Here is a 17,483-nt window from a genome sequence, read left to right as displayed (position 1 = left end):
GTACTGCAGAGGGGAGGAGGCACATGTGACATACATCACCAAGCCATTTATGTCACAATATTGTCACACTCATCCGGTGTATTCACATTGCAAAATACGATCTCATTTTCCCAAAAATCTTGCTCTGTCACATAGCGGATATGGCAATGATCAAGCAGCGACTTCATCCGATTGTCCTTTGTCTGCAACAACGTTTCGATGTGCGTAAATGTCCGCCGGTGATACATGCCGACTAACGGCTGGATGCGCCCAAAATGCGCGCATATCACCGCATCAAACTTCTCGTCCGCGTATTTGGCAAGCTTTACTGCTGTTTCCGGCCGCATAAACGGCATATCGCACGGAAGCACAAATATCCATTCCGCTTCGCTTTTTTTCATCACCGTATAAATTCCCGCCAGCGGCCCTTGGCCACGATACCGTTCATCGTCCGTAATCACTTTTTCCGCCGTTTTTTGCCGGAAACGGTCCAACAGGGAAGGATGGCTAACAATATAAATATCTTCTGCCACTGCGCGCAACGTTTCAACAGCAATTTCGAAAAAATATGTTCCATTCAACTTGGCAAACGCTTTCGGGCTGCCAAAACGCCGCGACTGCCCGCCCGCAAGAACAACCCCGATCATTCCTTTCACCGCCTGTCCCCTTTCTCCCATTCTCTGTTTCACTGTATCACGAAGGCAATGAAAAGAAAAGATTCCCGCCATTTTCGGGAACCTTTTCCGAACATCTTATTTATTTTTTACCGATTGCGACACGCCAAATTTCCGGCCCTTCTTCTAAATACTCCCAAGTAAATTGATCTGGGCGTTCCATCATAAACTGATAATGCAGCGGGCGCGGATCATGATCGTTTGTTAACTCCATCACTTCACCCGGCTTTAAGCTATCGAACAAGCGAAAGATCGCAGGATGTCTTTCTCGCGGTTCATAATCAGGCGCATGAATTTTTGCGGCAAATTGACTCATAATTGTTGCCTCCTTTATAGTATAATAAATTATATACACATCATAGCCGCTTTTGCCGTTTGTCGTAGTGATATGCATCACAACTTACGAATCATCATTTTCAATCGTTTAGGAAAGGAGAAATGGCGGTTGGAAGAGCTTGTTGGCTTTTGTTCGCAGTGCGGCAAACCGATACATTGTTTACAAGGATTTTTAAATGGCGTCATTAGCGACGAAAAAGAAACGTTGTATTGTTTTTCCTGTTACGAAGAAAATGACAATGAGCAAAACAGAAAGCGTTATCATATAAGGATAAAAGAATCACAGCGCAAATCGCCGTGATTCTTTTTTTATTTTATTCTTCTTTGGTGAAATCAACGACCGGAAGCGCTTCTTCCTCGCCATGTGTCGGTTTGCGCAAATGAAATAGCGATTTGACGCTAAACGCCATCAGCACAATGACCCCAATTAAGAAAATCGTATCCGGGACAGCACGGAGCGTGAGCAGCGTTTGGACAACATCCTGTTGTAAAAAGTCTGGAGAACGCGATGCCCAATAGCCATGTTCAAACGCTTCTTTCATTTGCAGAATGCCGATTGGCAGCAGCGTCACCGCAATCATCCCTGCAAGCCCGAGATTGAGCATCCAGCATGCGAATTTTAACCATTTATCGTTCCATGCTTCCGGCTTGACGATATTGCGCAACGAATACAGCAATACCGCGATGCCGAACATGCCGTATACTCCCATCATCGCCCCATGGCCGTGAGCCGGCGTTAAAAACTGGCCGTGTTCGAAATAACTTACGGCTGGCAAGTTGATGAGGAACCCAAGCACACCGGCGCCGACTAAGTTCCAGACCGCTGTAGAAATCAAAAACCAAAACGTCGATTTATAAGGAAAGTGGACGCCGCCGTCGCGCATCATTTTATATTGCTCATATGCTTCTAAAATAAGCAATGTGAGCGGAATGACTTCAAGCGCCGAGAAGACGGCCCCAAGCGCAATCCATATTTCCGCTGAACCGTTGTAATAATAGTGGTGGCCTATTCCAATAACCCCGCTGCCAAGCAAAATCGTAAATTGGAAATATAATGCCCTCACTGTAGAAGATTTTGTGACAAGTTTCATTTGCACTAACAAAAAGCCGATCACAACAACGGCAAACACTTCAAAAATTCCTTCTACCCACAAATGGATAATCCACCAGCGCCAGTAATCGGCCATCGTAAAATTCGTGTCCGGCTTCATAAAGAACGCAAAGATGTAAAAGAACGGCACCGCAATCGCCGAGTAGAACAATAAGTGAATCAATCCGCCTTTGTCTCTCTCCTGCTTTAAGCCGCTCTTAATGCCGCGAAAGACGATAAACAGCCAAATGAGCATGCCTGCTACCAAGATGATTTGCCAAATGCGGCCAAGCTCAATGTATTCCCAGCCTTGATGGCCAAGCAAGAACCAGCTGTTTCCTAAATATCCGTTCACGCCGAGCCATTGGCCGATCATGCTGCCGCCGACAAGCACAACGAGCGCCCAGAACAAAATGTCAACGAAAATCCCTTGTTTTTTCGGCTCATGCCCGCCGACAAGCGGCGCGATAAAAATCCCCATGCCAAGCCATGATGTCGCAATCCAAAAAATTGCTAACTGCAAATGGTAGCTTTTCGCAATGTTAAATGGCAACAAATCATGAATCCATTTAATGCCAAAGAAACGGTCTGGTTCCACGTAATAATGGGCAAGCAGCGCGCCGAACATCGATTGAATGAAAAACAGCACAGCAACAATTGCAAAATATTTTCCTGACTTCACTTGCGAAGAAGTCAAAGGCTGCTTGTGCAAATCAATCACCGGGAATTGCCCTTCTTTATACGCTTCTTGCATGCTTAATTGATAGCGGTAGAAGAAGAACAAAATCATCCCGATGAATAAAATTAAGATGGTTACGCTTGCTCCGCTCCACCATATGGCGGAAAACGACATCGTATTTCCAGCAGCTTCATAATATGGCCAGTTGTTTGTATAGGTTATATGGTCACCGATTCTTGGAGTGCTTGATAACCAAGCGGTCCAGAAGAAGAAATCGGCAATTTGCTGAATTTGATCGCTATCCGCTACCCAGGCGCGGTGCGCTTTTGGCATATCTGACTCTTTAATCAGCCCTTTTTGCAAACCCCAGCCATCACCGCTTGTAAATACACGGCGGTAATAGTCACGGACTTTTTCCAGACCATATACTTGCGCGTCTGTTAACACGAGCACATCGGTCGCCGGATTGTAGCGGTTTTTCCGCATTTCTTTTATTACTTCATCACGTATGATCGTTTTTTCCTCTTTTGCTAGTTGCGAAAATGGTTTCCCATATCGGTCTTTTGCTTTATAATCTTGCATTCCTTCCGTGTAAATCTTTAATGCCTCTGCTGTATAATCCGGCCCCATGTAAGAGCCATGACCAAGTACAGTGCCATAATCCATCAGGCCATATTTTTGAAACACTGCCTGCCCGCCGATAATCGTTTCTTTTGTCATCAACACGTCGCCGCTTTCGCTCCGCACTTCTTTCGGGCGCGGCGCCATTTCTTTAAAAATCCAATACCCGCCGACAAGCAGAACGGTAAAACTGATTAAAATCGTAAAAATTAATATTGATTTAAGGAAACTATTTTGTGTCCGCCGTTCGGGACGGAAAGACGGACGAACGGACCGATTAACCTCCATCCATGATCACCCTCCTATCTTTGCTTCTCCCTCATTGTAGCGCCACAAAAATAAAAAAAAGTGAGTCATGGCAAACGCATATTATGATTTATGTCACAGCTCGTATATGAAGAAACTCATAAAATGGTAGTATAGAAATAGCGGAAAGCCTTGCAGCCCCTTTATTTTTGGCAAAAGGAATTCCCATTGGCAAAAGTCACATTTTTGTCAAAATTACAGAAGGAGATGAAAAAATGACGAATGGCTGGATGAAAGAACGGTTGAAAAATGTTCCGCTTTTCCGCGAGTTATCCGATCATGAACTGGAATCGCTCGTATCGATCTCCCATGTGCGCGTTTATAAACCGCGGACGTTTGTGTTTATGCAAGGAGATCCGTTAGAGCGCGTCTATTTCATCCATTCCGGAACGATCAAAATTTACAAAACGGATATGAACGGAAAAGAACAAATTGTTTCGATTTTGCAGACAGGGGAAATGTTTCCGCACGCCGGTTTTTTCCTTAAAGGCACATATCCCGCACATGCGGAAGTCCTCGAAGAAGCGACGCTCATCGCGATTTCAATAGACGATTTTGAAAAAACGTTAATTTGCTATCCGGGATTATGCATCAAGCTATTCCGCGTCATGGGCGAAAAAATCGTTGATTTGCAAAATCGCTTGGAAGAACAAATTCTTCATAATACGTATGAACAAATCATCATGCTGCTTTTGCGCTTAACGAAAACAAACGCGGTGCGCCAAGGAAAGTTTTACCGTTTGACTGCACATGTGACGAATCGAGAGCTTGCCAACATGATCGGCACCTCGCGGGAAACGGTGAGCCGAACGCTAAGCCAATTAAAACGAAAAGGGCTGATAGATGTCGATAAAGACGGATTTTATTTGATCGATGCGGAAGGATTGAAAAAAGAAATTTTTTTCTGATCTTGTGATATAAATCACAACATTTGAAAATGAAAATTACTATCATATAAAAAAAAGGAGGGAGCATGGTGGGGACGATCGTCGAATTAGATGTTCGTGAAGATTTACAGAAAAAAATTGAACCATTTGAAAAAATTATGAACGCGATTAAACCGCTTCAATCAGGAGACATGTTTATTTTGCATGCGCCGTTTAAACCAATCCCGCTGTTTCCGATTATGAAAGCAAAAGGGTTTACGTATGAAGCGGAGCAGATTGAGAAAAAGCACTGGAAAGTTACGTTCATCAAACAGGGGTGAGAATGATGATTCTTGATCATCGCGGACTAGAGCCGCCGCAGCCGATGATGCGGACATTAGCCGCGCTTGCAAAACTCCAGCCCGGAGAAACATTGACGATCATTAACGACCGCCGCCCGATGTTTTTATACGAACAGCTTGATGAACTCGGCTATAAACACGAAACCATCGAGCGGGAAGACGGAAGCTTCCAAATTACGATTACAAAAGGATGACGAGCATGATTCCAACGAATACAGCATATGAAACAAATATTCGCCTTCCGCTTTTATTTATCGTGTTTGGTGCCATCACATTTGCCGCATCGCAAGCGATCACGCTCACTGCCGGATTAGCCATGATCAACGGAGCATTCCGCCTGCCGAGCGTCTGGACGGCGGCTCATTTGGCAATACTCGGCTTCGCGCTGATGGTTGCAATGGGAGCAATGTATCAGCTTGTTCCTGTCGCATTTTTGACGCCAATTTGGAGCGAACGGCTGGGGTTTGCGCAATTTTTCATCACCGCCGCGGGGATGATGTTATTTTCCGCTAGCTTAGCGTTTCATGCACGCGCCGCCCTTTTCCCAGGGCTGCTGCTTGTGCTCGGTATCGTGCTTTTTCTTTTGCAAATGGCAATGACATTGCGAAAACAAGCGAACAAAAATATAATGACATTGTTTGTCAGCACGGCACTTGTTTGTTTATTAGTAACCATTTTGTTTGGATTGACGCTTGTCTTCCATTTTTGGAGCGGCACACAAACGATGGATCATCTCTTAGCTTTGAAGACACATATCCTATTTGGCGTATTCGGCTGGTTTCCTTTGCTGATTATCGGCTTTTCCTATAAAATGGTGCCAATGTTTGCCCTCGCGCACGGATTTTCGATGAAACCGGCACGCTATGTGTATGTCACCTATGTCACCGGACTGGCAGTAACGTTTGTGAGCTTTTTGCAAAATAGCCAAGCAACATTTGCCGCCGGAGCCGGTCTTTTATTTATCGCATTCGCCCTATTTGTTTATCATATATCGTTGATGTTACGAAAACGGATGAAAAAAAGGCTTGACCGCCCGTTCCAGTTTGCTCTTTTCGCCATTGCAGCCGCTCTCATTCTGCACGGAGCGGCGTTGGTCTTGTCGTATGTTGGCGACGATCGCCACATCGCCATCGTGGTTTACAGTTATCTGCTTGGCTGGATTATGTTAAGCATCATCGGTTATTTATATAAAATTGTTCCGTTTTTATGGTGGACGCACCGCTACAGCAAAAAAATCGGCAAGGAAAATGTGCCGACATTAAAGCAAATGATGAATGAGAATTGGACCACCGTTCAATGCGCGTTGTTTATCGTCAGCGCGGCCGGCGTCACCATCGCGCTGGCCATCTCCAGCTTGCCGTTGTTTTATATCGCTCAAGGCGCGATGACATTGTTTTCTCTTCTCTTTGCCGGCACGATTATTTCGGTCTTGCGGAAATAAAATAAGGGGGCAATGCTCATGGATATTCGCGAATTAGTGCTTCAACAGCTTCGAACAGTTTTGGACCCAGAATTGGGAATCAATGTCGTTGATTTAGGATTAATTTATGATTTGCAAATCAGCGATGGCAACATATATATTTTAATGACGCTGACGACGCCGGGATGCCCGCTTCACGATTCTATCGTCGGCGGTGTTAAGCGCGCGCTTGAACAGATCGACGGTATCCGTGATGTCAAAGTCGATGTGACATGGAACCCGCCGTGGACGCCGGAGCGGATGAGCGAAGAAGCGCTGCGGCAATTAGGACATTTTTGATCATTTTCATCTGCTTTTATCTCCCGACAATGCACAGCGGCTATACTTTTGCCTGGCATAGCCGCTTTTTCTACACATGCGCCGTAAACCACTTTACCGTCTCCAACAGCGCTTCCCTTGTCACTTTATGCCCTGCCGTAGCGTCGGAAATAAATTTTAAACTTTTTTCCTTCCCTTGATAAAGTGGTTTTATTTGTTCATAAAACTCATATGTATAAGCATAAGGCACTACTTGGTCGCACTCGCTGTGCCAAATAAGGAGCGGGCGGCCCGCTAATTTCTCCGGCTGTTTGGAAAGATCGTATTTCACTAACTGTGCTTTTTCCTGCTTCAATTGCTCATCGGACAGCGGAATAGCAACCCCCGTTTTCTTTGCCGTTTTGACTAATTCGTCAAAAAACATTTCATAAGCGGGACAGCCCATAAGCGAAACAGCTGCTTTAATCCACGGATACACAGCAAGCGAACCAAATGTGACGATTCCCCCCATCGATGTTCCAGCAATCCCGACGCGATCCGGGTCAATCAAGCGGCGCTGTTCCATCTCTTCTTTGATCCATTTCACTTCCGCAATCATCTGCCGGACGACATGCCAAAACTTTAACTGCAACTCATGCCCGGATAAAGACGTGCCGCGTTCCCCATGATAAAGCGCATCCGGCATCACGACGCGGTATCCTGCTTCAGCAAGCAAATACGCAAAATGCAAATTATGCTCTTTCGCGCTGGTAAATCCATGAATAAACAAAATGAACGGCAATCGTCCCTCTTTTTTTTCCTGTTTAACGACATGCAGTACAGGCACTTGGGCAACTATTTCTTTTTCAATAATGACCATCATCACCGAAACTCCTTCTTTTTTCTAATAGTGTAACATATAGACAAAAATTTTAGAAAAGAGTTACACTAATGATGATAAAAAGCAGAGGATCGTTTATACTTTTAAAAAAAACAAAAGTAAAGGAGTCATTATGGAGCGACATTTAATTGCATTAGATTTAGACGGTACGTTATTAAAAGATGACAAAACGATTTCCCCATTTACAAAAGAAATCATTTTGCGCGCCAAAGAAGAAGGGCATCTTGTCGTGATCGCCACGGGAAGACCTTACCGTGCCAGTAAAATGTACTATGAAGAACTTGGTCTCACGACGCCAATTGTCAACTTTAACGGAGCGTTCGTCCATCATCCGGCGGACCGTTCATGGGGGATCCGCCATTCCCCGCTTCCGCTTGATGCCGTCAAAGACATTATCGAAGTAAGTGAAACGTATTCCATCAAAAATATTTTAGCGGAAGTGGTGGACAATGTATACTTTCACGAACATGATGAAGTGCTGCTCGATATTGTTCGCCTTGGCAATCCAACCATCCAAATCGGCGATTTGCGCTATGTATTAAAAGACGATCCGACGAGCATTCTTATTCATACAGACCGGCAGCATATTGAACAAATACAATCATACTTATCTGACGTCCATGCGAACATATTGCATCACCGGCGCTGGAATGAGCCTTGGCATATGATTGAAATTATCCGCAACGGCGTCCATAAAGCGTTTGGTCTCAAACAGATCGCCGATTATTTTCATATTCCGAAAGAGCGGGTTATTGCGTTTGGGGATGAAGATAACGATTTAGAAATGATCGAATGGGCAGGTTATGGCATCGCCATGGGCAACGCCATTGAGCCGCTCAAACAAATCGCCGATGATATAACGGCAACGAATGAAGAAGACGGCATCGGCGTATATTTAAAATCGCTGTTAAAGCTGTAACGAATTGCCTTATTACCATTCCCTTTATCCGGTTACACTATTCATGACGCAACGCCGCGTCTTTACCTTTTCAAAGGGGGAATACGTCTTGGGCAAACGGAACAAATCGAAACGCTTCATCCAACAAAGCGTCGATGCGGTAGAAAAACATGATGAACGAATCCCTTACCATATGACGTACGCCGAAGCGGAAACACGCAAGGTGCAAAAAGCGGTGGAAACATCGCTTGGAGGCGAATAACGATGGGAAACCGATTGTTTCAGGAAGCACGCAAAGCAGTGTTGCAGGTGAAACAAGCGGCAAGCGGCCAAGCGGATATAGAGCTAGACCGCGCCATCGCTATCGCGAAAAACGCTTTATCTTCGGCCTACGCGCATTCCAATACGGCGGAAAAAGCGCAGCTGCGTCAATTTCAAGCAGAACTTGATCAATTCACTCCATAACGGTTGCGGCGCTTGTCCGCAACCTTTTTATGTGGCAGAAAATTTGTCTTTTCTTTTCCCTTTATCATCGCTACACTAAAATATGTTCTTATCTTAACTTTATAAGAGGTGGATACAGTGTCAATTCAAATTATTACCGATAGCGGCTGTGATCTTCCATATTCTTATGTTCAGAAGCATAATATCGCATTCCTGCCGCTTCTTGTCCATTTCAACGGCAAAGAATTTGAAGACTTCGTCACCATCGAACCAAAACAAGTATACGATGCGATGCGCAACGGGCAAATCGTGAAAACCGCACAAGCAAATCCGCTGAAAATGAAAGAGCTGTTTACGCAATATGCGAAAGAAAACCGCCCTTGCTTATATATCGCGTTTTCTTCACAGCTGTCGGGTACATATCAAACCGCAATGGCCATCCGCAGCGAATTGCTTGAGGAATATCCCGAATTTCAGCTGACGATTATCGATTCTAAATGCGCTTCGCTCGGTCAAGGACTGGCAGTGGCAAAAGCAGCGGAGCTAGCCGAAAAAGGCATGCCTTACCATTTGCTATGTGAGACGATTGCCTCCTATTGCCATCACATGGAACATATTTTTACGGTTGATAATCTGGAGTACTTGGCGCGCGGCGGGCGAATCAGCAAAGCATCGGCGATGGTTGGCGGCCTTTTGAACATTAAGCCGCTTCTCCATGTCGAAGACGGCAAGCTCATTCCTCTTGAGAAATTACGCGGCCGCAAAAAAGTGTTAAAGCGCATGGTTGAAATCATGGGCGAACGCGGCGATGATCTGCAAAAACAAGTAATCGGCATCAGCCACGGCGACGATGAAGAGGCTGCGCTGGAATTAAAGCAGCTTATTGAAAAAACATACGGCTGCTCGCGCTTCTTTATTTGCGACATCGGCGGCGCAATCGGCGCCCACGCCGGACCGGGAACATTGGCGCTCTTTTTCTTAAATAAATACATTGAAGTATAAGTTTTTCTTTTCCACGCATACTAATGGCGTACACTGTGGATAAGGAGTGCACGCCAATATGTCACATACGAGCGACAATGACAAAAAAGCGCGCGACAACAACGCGAAACATCATGAAAAAAACATGCTTCGCGAAAAAAACCGCGAAGCGGGGAAATTTGCGTATTCGAAGAAGACCGATCATTTGTAAACTTGCACTATGCGGATAACTTCCCTTGATTAAAAGGGAAAATGGCAACAGCATACTTAACGGAACGCCCCCGCTTGCCAGCCAACATGCTTGCAGGTGGGGGCTTATTTTATATCCTTCTTCCCCCTTCTCCCCATGAGATAGCACGCTTGCGCTTTGCCGAAGCTTCTTGCCACTTATGATAACCAAAGCCCTCCACAAGGTGGTTGAAAATATATAGACTTGCACCACATTCTATATTTTTCTGTAAAATATCATAGACCAAATGGGGAGGGCTATATAGTGTATCCTTTTTTTAGCAGCTACAACGTGATGTATAGGCAATCCAAAAAATTGTTGAATGACATTGAAAGAGCCATTAACGGAGAGTACAGTGCGATACAGTGTTATGCAAATTTAGCTAATTTGGCTCTGACGGAAAAGGAAAGAAAACAAATTCTTGAAATTAGACAAGATGAAATGCGGCATTTTCAACAGTTTGCCCGGATTTATGCAAGTCTAACTGGACGACAGCCGCAACCAAAAATGATGGAAGCATGCCCGGATGCGTATTTAGAAGGATTAGAATTTGCCTTACAAGATGAACAAAAAACAGTCGATTTTTATCTAGATATCGCAGCGGAAACAAGTAATCAATATATAAAAGAGGCATTTCGCCGGGCAGCCGCAGATGAACAAAATCACGCAGTTTGGTTCTTATACTTTTTTGCAAAACAAAAACAACGGTAAATCGCTGTTTTTCCATCTTTACCAATCCAAAAACGTTCTATTTTGAAACATCGGCATCTGCTTTCCGCTTATTTCTGCAGTTATTGGACTTTTGGCACTTCCATGCCAGCGGATATTATGTTCCGCTTCTTTGTCTCCATGCTCGCCCCGTTTTCATGCAGCTTCTCGAAGGTATAGCGGTTTGCGTTCACCCTTTTCTTTTGCCAAATTCGCCCCTCCTCTCCCCCACCTTTCTGTTCTTTGCTTGCCGCTAACGCCACTTTGCCTGTTGTTTCCGCTGTTTCCTTTTACTATAATGAAACTAAATAACGAAACGCGCTGGAGGTTATGTATGTCAAAAGAAAATTCCTTTGATATTGTATCGAAAGTGGACTTGTCGGAAGTGGCTAACGCGATCAACATCACGCTGAAAGAAATTAAAAACCGCTACGACTTTAAAGGCAGCAAAAGCAACATTTCCTTAGAAAAAGACGAGCTCATTCTTATTTCCGACGATGAATTTAAATTGGAACAGCTTAAAGATGTGCTGATTGGCAAGCTCATTAGACGGGGCGTGCCGACGAAAAACATTCAATACGGCAAAATCGAGCCTGCTTCCGGGGGCACGGTGCGGCAGCGCGCCAAGCTCGTGCAAGGCATTGACAAAGAAAATGCGAAAAAAATCAACACGATTATAAAAAACACCGGCCTGAAAGTGAAAAGCCAAGTACAGGACGATCAAATCCGTGTCAGCGGCAAAAGCAAAGACGACTTGCAAAAGGTCATCGCCGCGATTCGCGAAGCGGATTTGCCGATTGATGTGCAATTTGTCAACTACCGATAAAAAAAGATGTTGCGGGTACGAAGCGCCCGTAACATCTTTTTTTCATGCGCTTTCCCGCTTTTTTGCATTAATGTTTAAGAAGCGGATTCCGCCAAAGAAAGAATCCGGTATTTTTCCAAGCCATAAAGTATATTTTTGCAGCCAAAGGCAAGTTAAGAGGCATGCTGGGAATGGAAGAAGGCGATGCGAGGCACTGCGATTTCATCATATCGGCGAAGAAGAATGCCACTGCTGCTTAGTCATTAATTCCAATCACGCTTAGTGAACTACACTCTCTTCGCTAACGCTTTCTCATCAAGGATCAAACATTTTCGCGAAAGCAATTCCTTTGTATTGAATATTTTCAGAAAATGCTTTACATTATATATTATAATTAATGTTAAAATATTTGTTCACAACTTCATAGTGACTTTCTTATCAAGAGAGGGGGAGGGACTGGCCCAATGAACTCTCAGCAACCTGACAGATGTCAAGGTGCTAAATCCAGACAGGCGAAGCGCCTGGAAGATAAGAAGAGACGATACATAAAAAAGTCTTCTTCTTATAGAAGGCTTTTTTCTTTTACTAATTTCCATAGAACGGGGGAATGAGCGTGGGGCTTTTGCAAGATTTAAAAGAACGCATTCTCATCGCCGATGGCGCGATGGGAACATTATTATACTCGCACGGCGTCGACCGATGTTTTGAAGAACTAAATTTATCGAAACCGGAAGATATCCTTCATATTCATGAAGCATATATCGCTGCGGGCGCAGAAGTAATCCAAACAAACACATATGGGGCCAACTATGTCAAACTCGCCCGCTACGGCTTGGAAGATGAAGTGCCATCCATTAACCGCGCAGCAGTGCGGCTGGCAAAACAAGCAGCGAAACATAAAGCCTACGTGCTTGGGACAATCGGCGGATTGCGCAGCATTAACAAAAGCGCCGTTTCCATCGATGAAATAAAACGGACATTCCGCGAACAGCTGTTTGTGCTGTTAAACGAAGACATCGACGGCTTATTGCTCGAGACATATTACGATTTGGAAGAATTAAAGACAGTGCTTGCGATCGCGCGCAAAGAAACGGATAAGCCGATTATTGCGCACGTCTCCCTTCACGAAGTCGGCGTTTTGCAAGACGGCACCCCTCTTGCCGAAGCGCTAGCGCAGTTAGAACAGTTGGGAGCCGATGTTGTCGGGCTGAACTGCCGGCTCGGTCCATACTATATGATCCGCTCGCTGGAGGAAGTGCCGCTGCCGGATCATGCGTTTCTTTCCGCCTATCCGAACGCAAGCTTGCCGGATTATCGCGACGGCCGGCTTGTCTATGAAACAAACACCGATTATTTCAAAGAAACTGCGCTGGCGTTTCGCGAACAAGGCGTGCGGCTCATTGGCGGGTGTTGCGGGACAACGCCGAAACATATCGAAGCAATGGCAAGCGCTTTAGTGGACCGGACACCAATTACTGAAAAAGCCGTAAAACAGCGTCATGTTTCGATTTCAATTCAAACGAACGAACCAAATGCAGCGCCTCCGCTGCAAGATATCGTCCGCGAGCGCCGTTCGGTGATCGTCGAGCTCGACCCGCCAAAAAAATTAGGAATCGGCAAATTTTTGGAAGGCGCCAAAGCGCTCAAAGCCGCGAATATTGATGCATTGACATTGGCCGATAACTCGTTGGCGACTCCGCGCATTAGCAATGTGGCGCTCGGCACCATCATCAAAGAGCAGCTTGGCGTTCGCCCGCTCATTCATATTACGTGTCGCGACCGCAACTTGATCGGACTGCAGTCCCATCTGATGGGCTTGCATACGCTCGGCATCACCGACGTGCTCGCCATAACCGGCGATCCGTCGAAGATCGGCGATTTTCCGGGGGCGACATCTGTCTATGATTTATCGTCATTTGATCTCATTCGTCTTATTCGCCAATTTAACGAAGGGCTTTCCTATTCCGGAAAACCGCTCGGGCAAAAAACAAATTTCTCCATCGCCGCGGCATTTAACCCAAATGTCCGCCATCTGGACAAAGCAGTCGAACGCCTTGAGAAAAAAATTCAATGCGGCGCCCACTATTTTATTACTCAGCCATTATACTCCGAACAAAAAATCGAAGAAGTGTACGAAGCGACAAAACACCTTCAGACGCCGATTTACATTGGCATTATGCCGCTAGTGAGCGCGCGCAACGCCGATTTCCTTCACCATGAAGTGCCTGGCATAACGCTTTCCGATGAAATCCGCGCCCGCATGGCGGCATGCGCAAATGATCCGGTCCAGTCGGCGCGCGAAGGAATCGCCATTGCCAAGTCGCTTATTGACGCCGCTTTTGAATTATTTAACGGCATCTACTTAATCACGCCGTTTTTGCGCTATGAAATGACCGTCGAACTCGTCCGCTACATTCACGAAAAAGAACAAGCCGCACAAGAAAGGGAGGTACTCCATGGGTAACATCACATTGCAGCAACAGCTTGAAAAAAAAATACTAATCATTGACGGCGCAATGGGAACAATGATTCAAAACGCGCAGCTTTCCGCTGATGACTTCGGGGGCGAACAATATGAAGGCTGCAACGAATATTTGACGCTCACCGCCCCGCATGTGATCAAACACATTCACGAAGCATATTTGCAAGCGGGGGCCGACATTATCGAAACGAACACATTTGGTGCGACTAGCATTGTGTTAGACGAATATGATCTCGGCCATTTGGCGCTTGAACTTAACATAGAAGCAGCCAAACTGGCGCGTAAAGCCGCCGACGCCTACTCCACCCCTGAATGGCCGCGCTTTGTCGCCGGTTCGATGGGGCCGACGACAAAAACGTTATCCGTCACCGGCGGCGTGACGTTCGAGCAATTAGCCGCCGCTTATGAAGAACAAGCGCGCGGGTTGTTACTCGGCGGCGTCGACTTGCTTCTGTTAGAAACATGCCAAGACACGTTAAATGTCAAAGCCGGCTTTATTGGGATTATGAAAGCATTCGCAGCGGTCAGAAAAAAAGTGCCAATTATGATTTCCGGGACAATTGAACCGATGGGAACGACGCTCGCCGGGCAAACGATCGAATCGTTTTTCATCTCTGTCCAGCATATGAAGCCATTTGCCGTCGGCTTAAACTGCGCAACCGGCCCGGAGTTTATGACCGACCATTTGCGCACGCTCGCTTCCTTGGCGGACACCGCCGTGAGCTGCTATCCGAACGCCGGGCTCCCGGATGAGGAAGGCTGCTATCATGAAACGCCGGATATGCTGGCGAAAAAAATCCAGCGGTTCGCCGAAAAAGGCTGGATTAACATCGTCGGCGGCTGCTGCGGGACAACACCGGAACATATCCGCGCCATCGCCGAAGCCGTCCGTGGCATTCCGCCGCGGCCGATTCCGGCATCGTTTGACGTCCACGCCGTCTCCGGCATTGATCCGCTTATTTATGATGAAACGATGCGGCCGTTGTTTGTCGGGGAAAGAACCAATGTCATCGGCTCGCGCAAATTCAAACGATTGATCGCTGAAGGAAAATACGAAGAAGCGGCCGAAATTGCACGCGCCCAAGTGAAAAATGGCGCGCATGTCATCGATATTTGCTTAGCCGATCCAGATAGGAACGAACAAGAAGATATGGAAAAATTTATACAACAAGTGATCAAAAAAGTAAAAGTGCCGCTTGTCATTGATTCGACGGATGAACGCGTGATTGAATGCGCCCTTACTTATTCGCAAGGGAAAGCCATCATTAACTCGATTAACTTGGAAGATGGGGAAGAACGGTTTGCAAAAGTGGTTCCGCTCCTTCACAAATATGGCGCCGCTGTCGTCGTCGGAACGATTGATGAACAAGGAATGGCGATTGGCGCCGAGCGGAAGCTGGAGATTGCCTTGCGTTCGTATGACTTGCTTGTAAATAAATACGGTGTTTCCCCACGCGACATTATTTTCGATCCGCTCGTATTCCCTGTCGGCACAGGCGACGAACAATATATCGGCGCCGCAAAAGAAACGATCGAGGGCATCCGCCTCATAAAAGAACGGCTGCCGCAATGTTTAACGATGCTCGGCATCAGCAATGTCTCTTTCGGGCTTCCGCCATTGGGCCGTGAAATTTTAAATTCTGTCTTTTTATATCATTGCACACAAGCCGGGCTTGACTACGCGATCGTTAATACGGAAAAGCTAGAACGGTTCGCTTCGATTCCGGAAGAAGAAGTCCGATTGGCCGAAGAGCTGCTGTTTAACACGAACGATGAAACGTTAAACACGTTTATCCAATTTTACCGCAATAAAATGAAAGAGCCGAAAAAAGCCAAAACAGAGCTTAGCCTGGAAGAACGGCTCGCCAACTATGTTGTCGAAGGCACGAAAGATGGGCTGTTCGCCGATTTGGAACAAGCGTTGCAAACGTACGCCGATCCGCTTGACATCATTAATGGGCCGCTGATGGCGGGAATGGATGAAGTCGGGCGGCTGTTTAACGACAACCAGCTCATTGTCGCCGAAGTATTGCAAAGCGCAGAAGTCATGAAAGCAGCGGTCGCCTTTTTAGAGCCATATATGGAGAAAAAGGAAAGCAGCACAAAAGGAAAAGTGATTCTCGCCACTGTCAAAGGTGACGTGCACGATATCGGCAAAAACTTGGTCGACATTATTTTAAGCAACAACGGCTTCCAAGTTATTGATCTAGGAATTAAAGTGACGCCGCAAAAACTGATCGAAGCCGTTCAAGCGGAAAAGCCGGATATCATCGGCTTGTCCGGGCTTCTTGTCAAATCCGCCCAGCAAATGGTCGTTACCGCGCAAGATTTGCGGCAAGCGGGCATTTCGATTCCGATTTTAGTCGGCGGCGCCGCGTTGACGCGCAAGTTTACAGAAAATAAAATCGCTCCGGAATATGACGGAATCGTCTTATACGCAAAAGACGCCATGGAAGGGCTGGCGCTGGCAAACCAATTGCAGCAAAACGAAATTGAATATACAAAAACGGAAAAACATGAAACAAAACCAGAAAAAACGGCGCCAACGGTTATCGCCGCCAAATCGAACGTTTCGACCGACGTTCCCGTGTTTGTGCCGGCAGATTTAGAACGTCACGTGCTCAAAGATATTTCGCTTCCACATATTATTCCATATGTCAACTGGCAAATGGTGTTGGGGCACCATCTCGGGTTAAAAGGGAAAGTGAAACGGCTGCTTGAAGAAAAAGATGAAAAGGCACTGATGCTAAAAGAAGTTGTGGATGGATTGCTGGAAGAAGCCATGCAGCACGGCTGGATAACGCCAGCGGCGGTATATCAATTTTTCCCGGCACAAAGCGATGGAAACCGGATTTATATTTATTCTCCGGAAGACAAACGGACAATGATAGAAACGTTCGAATTTCCAAGACAGCAAAAAGCGCCGTACCTTTGTTTAGCCGATTATTTGAAACCTGTCGAAAGCGGGCAAATCGATTATGTTGGCTTTTTTGCCGTCACCGCCGGCAAAGGCATTCGCGAACTGGCGCAGCAGTGGAAGGAAGACGGCGAATTTTTAAAAAGCCACGCGATTCAGGCATTGGCGCTCGAAATCGCGGAGGGACTTGCGGAACGCATTCACCAAATTATGCGCGACCGCTGGGGATTTCCGGATGACCCGGACTTTACGATGGAAGAGCGCTTTGCCGCCAAATACCAAGGGCAGCGCTATTCGTTCGGTTACCCTGCCTGTCCGAACTTAGAGGATCAGGAAAAACTGTTCCGCCTATTGCGCCCCGAAGAAATCGGCATTCACTTGACGGACGGATATATGATGGAGCCGGAAGCGTCCGTCTCCGCGATCGTCTTTGCCCATCCAGAAGCGCGTTATTTCAACGTGCTGTAAAAAAGCTGGCCATATGGCCA

19 protein-coding genes and 1 riboswitch are annotated in these 17,483 nt (G+C 46.2%); of the genes, 15 read left to right on the top strand and 4 right to left on the bottom strand.

Annotated features, from left to right (window positions below; translation table 11 throughout):
- Positions 1-47: 47 nt before the first annotated feature.
- A complete protein-coding gene (locus tag AOT13_RS07190) occupies positions 48-635 on the bottom strand; it encodes a molybdenum cofactor guanylyltransferase (protein WP_232511576.1) in 588 nt (195 codons plus the stop codon).
- A gap of 100 nt (positions 636-735) precedes the next feature.
- Positions 736-969, bottom strand: coding sequence for a DUF2249 domain-containing protein (locus tag AOT13_RS07185; RefSeq protein ID WP_013401470.1), 234 nt, complete (start codon positions 967-969; stop codon positions 736-738).
- Positions 970-1,098: 129 nt separating this feature from the next.
- Between AOT13_RS07185 and AOT13_RS07180 the strand changes: the two genes are divergently transcribed.
- Complete coding sequence (locus tag AOT13_RS07180) at positions 1,099-1,290, top strand: hypothetical protein (RefSeq protein WP_013401471.1); 192 nt, start codon at positions 1,099-1,101, stop codon at positions 1,288-1,290.
- A gap of 13 nt (positions 1,291-1,303) precedes the next feature.
- Here AOT13_RS07180 and AOT13_RS07175 read toward each other — a convergent pair whose 3' ends face one another.
- Entirely contained in the window at positions 1,304-3,667 is a 2,364-nt protein-coding gene (locus tag AOT13_RS07175; RefSeq protein WP_042383619.1) for a nitric-oxide reductase large subunit, read from the bottom strand.
- A gap of 233 nt (positions 3,668-3,900) precedes the next feature.
- On the opposite strand from AOT13_RS07175, the gene AOT13_RS07170 reads away from it, so the two are divergent.
- The 5 genes from AOT13_RS07170 to AOT13_RS07150 all read left to right on the top strand — a co-directional run bounded on the left by AOT13_RS07170 (position 3,901) and on the right by AOT13_RS07150 (position 6,672).
- Positions 3,901-4,593, top strand: coding sequence for a Crp/Fnr family transcriptional regulator (locus AOT13_RS07170; protein ID WP_003252404.1), 693 nt, complete (start codon positions 3,901-3,903; stop codon positions 4,591-4,593).
- A 65-nt stretch (positions 4,594-4,658) separates the two neighbouring features.
- A complete protein-coding gene (locus AOT13_RS07165; protein ID WP_003252406.1) occupies positions 4,659-4,892 on the top strand; it encodes a DUF2249 domain-containing protein in 234 nt (77 codons plus the stop codon).
- Positions 4,893-4,897: 5 nt separating this feature from the next.
- Positions 4,898-5,107 (top strand): DUF2249 domain-containing protein, encoded by a 210-nt coding sequence (locus tag AOT13_RS07160; RefSeq protein WP_013401473.1) that lies wholly within the window; start codon positions 4,898-4,900, stop codon positions 5,105-5,107.
- A gap of 5 nt (positions 5,108-5,112) precedes the next feature.
- Positions 5,113-6,354 (top strand): hypothetical protein, encoded by a 1,242-nt coding sequence (locus tag AOT13_RS07155; RefSeq protein WP_042383621.1) that lies wholly within the window; start codon positions 5,113-5,115, stop codon positions 6,352-6,354.
- Positions 6,355-6,372: 18 nt separating this feature from the next.
- Complete coding sequence (locus AOT13_RS07150; RefSeq protein ID WP_003252412.1) at positions 6,373-6,672, top strand: metal-sulfur cluster assembly factor; 300 nt, start codon at positions 6,373-6,375, stop codon at positions 6,670-6,672.
- A gap of 70 nt (positions 6,673-6,742) precedes the next feature.
- Here the strand turns inward: AOT13_RS07150 and AOT13_RS07145 are convergent, their stop codons facing one another.
- On the bottom strand, positions 6,743-7,510 hold the full coding sequence (locus AOT13_RS07145; RefSeq protein WP_003252414.1) for an alpha/beta fold hydrolase: 768 nt from the start codon (positions 7,508-7,510) through the stop codon (positions 6,743-6,745).
- Positions 7,511-7,643: 133 nt separating this feature from the next.
- Between AOT13_RS07145 and AOT13_RS07140 the strand changes: the two genes are divergently transcribed.
- From AOT13_RS07140 to metH, 9 genes are all read left to right on the top strand, one after another.
- Positions 7,644-8,450, top strand: a complete 807-nt coding sequence (locus AOT13_RS07140; RefSeq protein WP_003252417.1) for a Cof-type HAD-IIB family hydrolase — start codon at positions 7,644-7,646, stop codon at positions 8,448-8,450.
- An 88-nt stretch (positions 8,451-8,538) separates the two neighbouring features.
- Positions 8,539-8,691: a hypothetical protein gene (locus AOT13_RS20435; protein ID WP_013401476.1), complete on the top strand. Its 153-nt coding sequence runs from the start codon at positions 8,539-8,541 to the stop codon at positions 8,689-8,691.
- Positions 8,692-8,693: 2 nt separating this feature from the next.
- Positions 8,694-8,894 (top strand): DUF3813 domain-containing protein, encoded by a 201-nt coding sequence (locus AOT13_RS07135; RefSeq protein ID WP_013401477.1) that lies wholly within the window; start codon positions 8,694-8,696, stop codon positions 8,892-8,894.
- A 117-nt stretch (positions 8,895-9,011) separates the two neighbouring features.
- On the top strand, positions 9,012-9,875 hold the full coding sequence (locus tag AOT13_RS07130; RefSeq protein ID WP_003252419.1) for a DegV family protein: 864 nt from the start codon (positions 9,012-9,014) through the stop codon (positions 9,873-9,875).
- 58 nt (positions 9,876-9,933) lie between these two features.
- A complete protein-coding gene (locus AOT13_RS19450; protein ID WP_013401478.1) occupies positions 9,934-10,065 on the top strand; it encodes a DUF3941 domain-containing protein in 132 nt (43 codons plus the stop codon).
- A gap of 312 nt (positions 10,066-10,377) precedes the next feature.
- A complete protein-coding gene (locus AOT13_RS07125; protein WP_376699835.1) occupies positions 10,378-10,794 on the top strand; it encodes a ferritin-like domain-containing protein in 417 nt (138 codons plus the stop codon).
- Positions 10,795-11,125: 331 nt separating this feature from the next.
- Positions 11,126-11,617, top strand: coding sequence for a YajQ family cyclic di-GMP-binding protein (locus AOT13_RS07115; RefSeq protein ID WP_042383624.1), 492 nt, complete (start codon positions 11,126-11,128; stop codon positions 11,615-11,617).
- 411 nt (positions 11,618-12,028) lie between these two features.
- Positions 12,029-12,131: riboswitch (SAM riboswitch) on the top strand.
- A gap of 78 nt (positions 12,132-12,209) precedes the next feature.
- Complete coding sequence (locus tag AOT13_RS07110) at positions 12,210-14,060, top strand: bifunctional homocysteine S-methyltransferase/methylenetetrahydrofolate reductase (RefSeq protein WP_042383627.1); 1,851 nt, start codon at positions 12,210-12,212, stop codon at positions 14,058-14,060.
- Positions 14,053-17,463, top strand: a complete 3,411-nt coding sequence (gene metH / locus AOT13_RS07105; protein WP_042383629.1) for a methionine synthase — start codon at positions 14,053-14,055, stop codon at positions 17,461-17,463. Before AOT13_RS07110 ends, metH begins: the two co-directional genes overlap by 8 nt.
- The last annotated feature ends 20 nt before the right edge of the window (positions 17,464-17,483 follow it).

This window comes from Parageobacillus thermoglucosidasius, from assembly GCF_001295365.1.
Taxonomy (GTDB): domain Bacteria; phylum Bacillota; class Bacilli; order Bacillales; family Anoxybacillaceae; genus Parageobacillus; species Parageobacillus thermoglucosidasius.
The sequence above is the reverse complement of the archived record's forward strand: the minus strand, read 5'-3'. Positions and strand labels throughout refer to the sequence as shown.

Coding starts and splice junctions, on each gene's coding strand:
- AOT13_RS07185 (WP_013401470.1), bottom strand. CDS start 969: ATGAGTCAATTTGCCGCAAAAATTCATGCGCCTGATTATGAACCGCGA.
- AOT13_RS07175 (WP_042383619.1), bottom strand. CDS start 3,667: ATGGAGGTTAATCGGTCCGTTCGTCCGTCTTTCCGTCCCGAACGGCGG.
- AOT13_RS07170 (WP_003252404.1), top strand. CDS start 3,901: ATGACGAATGGCTGGATGAAAGAACGGTTGAAAAATGTTCCGCTTTTC.
- AOT13_RS07165 (WP_003252406.1), top strand. CDS start 4,659: ATGGTGGGGACGATCGTCGAATTAGATGTTCGTGAAGATTTACAGAAA.
- AOT13_RS07160 (WP_013401473.1), top strand. CDS start 4,898: ATGATTCTTGATCATCGCGGACTAGAGCCGCCGCAGCCGATGATGCGG.
- AOT13_RS07155 (WP_042383621.1), top strand. CDS start 5,113: ATGATTCCAACGAATACAGCATATGAAACAAATATTCGCCTTCCGCTT.
- AOT13_RS07150 (WP_003252412.1), top strand. CDS start 6,373: ATGGATATTCGCGAATTAGTGCTTCAACAGCTTCGAACAGTTTTGGAC.
- AOT13_RS07145 (WP_003252414.1), bottom strand. CDS start 7,510: ATGGTCATTATTGAAAAAGAAATAGTTGCCCAAGTGCCTGTACTGCAT.
- AOT13_RS07140 (WP_003252417.1), top strand. CDS start 7,644: ATGGAGCGACATTTAATTGCATTAGATTTAGACGGTACGTTATTAAAA.
- AOT13_RS07135 (WP_013401477.1), top strand. CDS start 8,694: ATGGGAAACCGATTGTTTCAGGAAGCACGCAAAGCAGTGTTGCAGGTG.
- AOT13_RS19450 (WP_013401478.1), top strand. CDS start 9,934: ATGTCACATACGAGCGACAATGACAAAAAAGCGCGCGACAACAACGCG.
- AOT13_RS07125 (WP_376699835.1), top strand. CDS start 10,378: ATGTATAGGCAATCCAAAAAATTGTTGAATGACATTGAAAGAGCCATT.
- AOT13_RS07115 (WP_042383624.1), top strand. CDS start 11,126: ATGTCAAAAGAAAATTCCTTTGATATTGTATCGAAAGTGGACTTGTCG.
- metH (WP_042383629.1), top strand. CDS start 14,053: ATGGGTAACATCACATTGCAGCAACAGCTTGAAAAAAAAATACTAATC.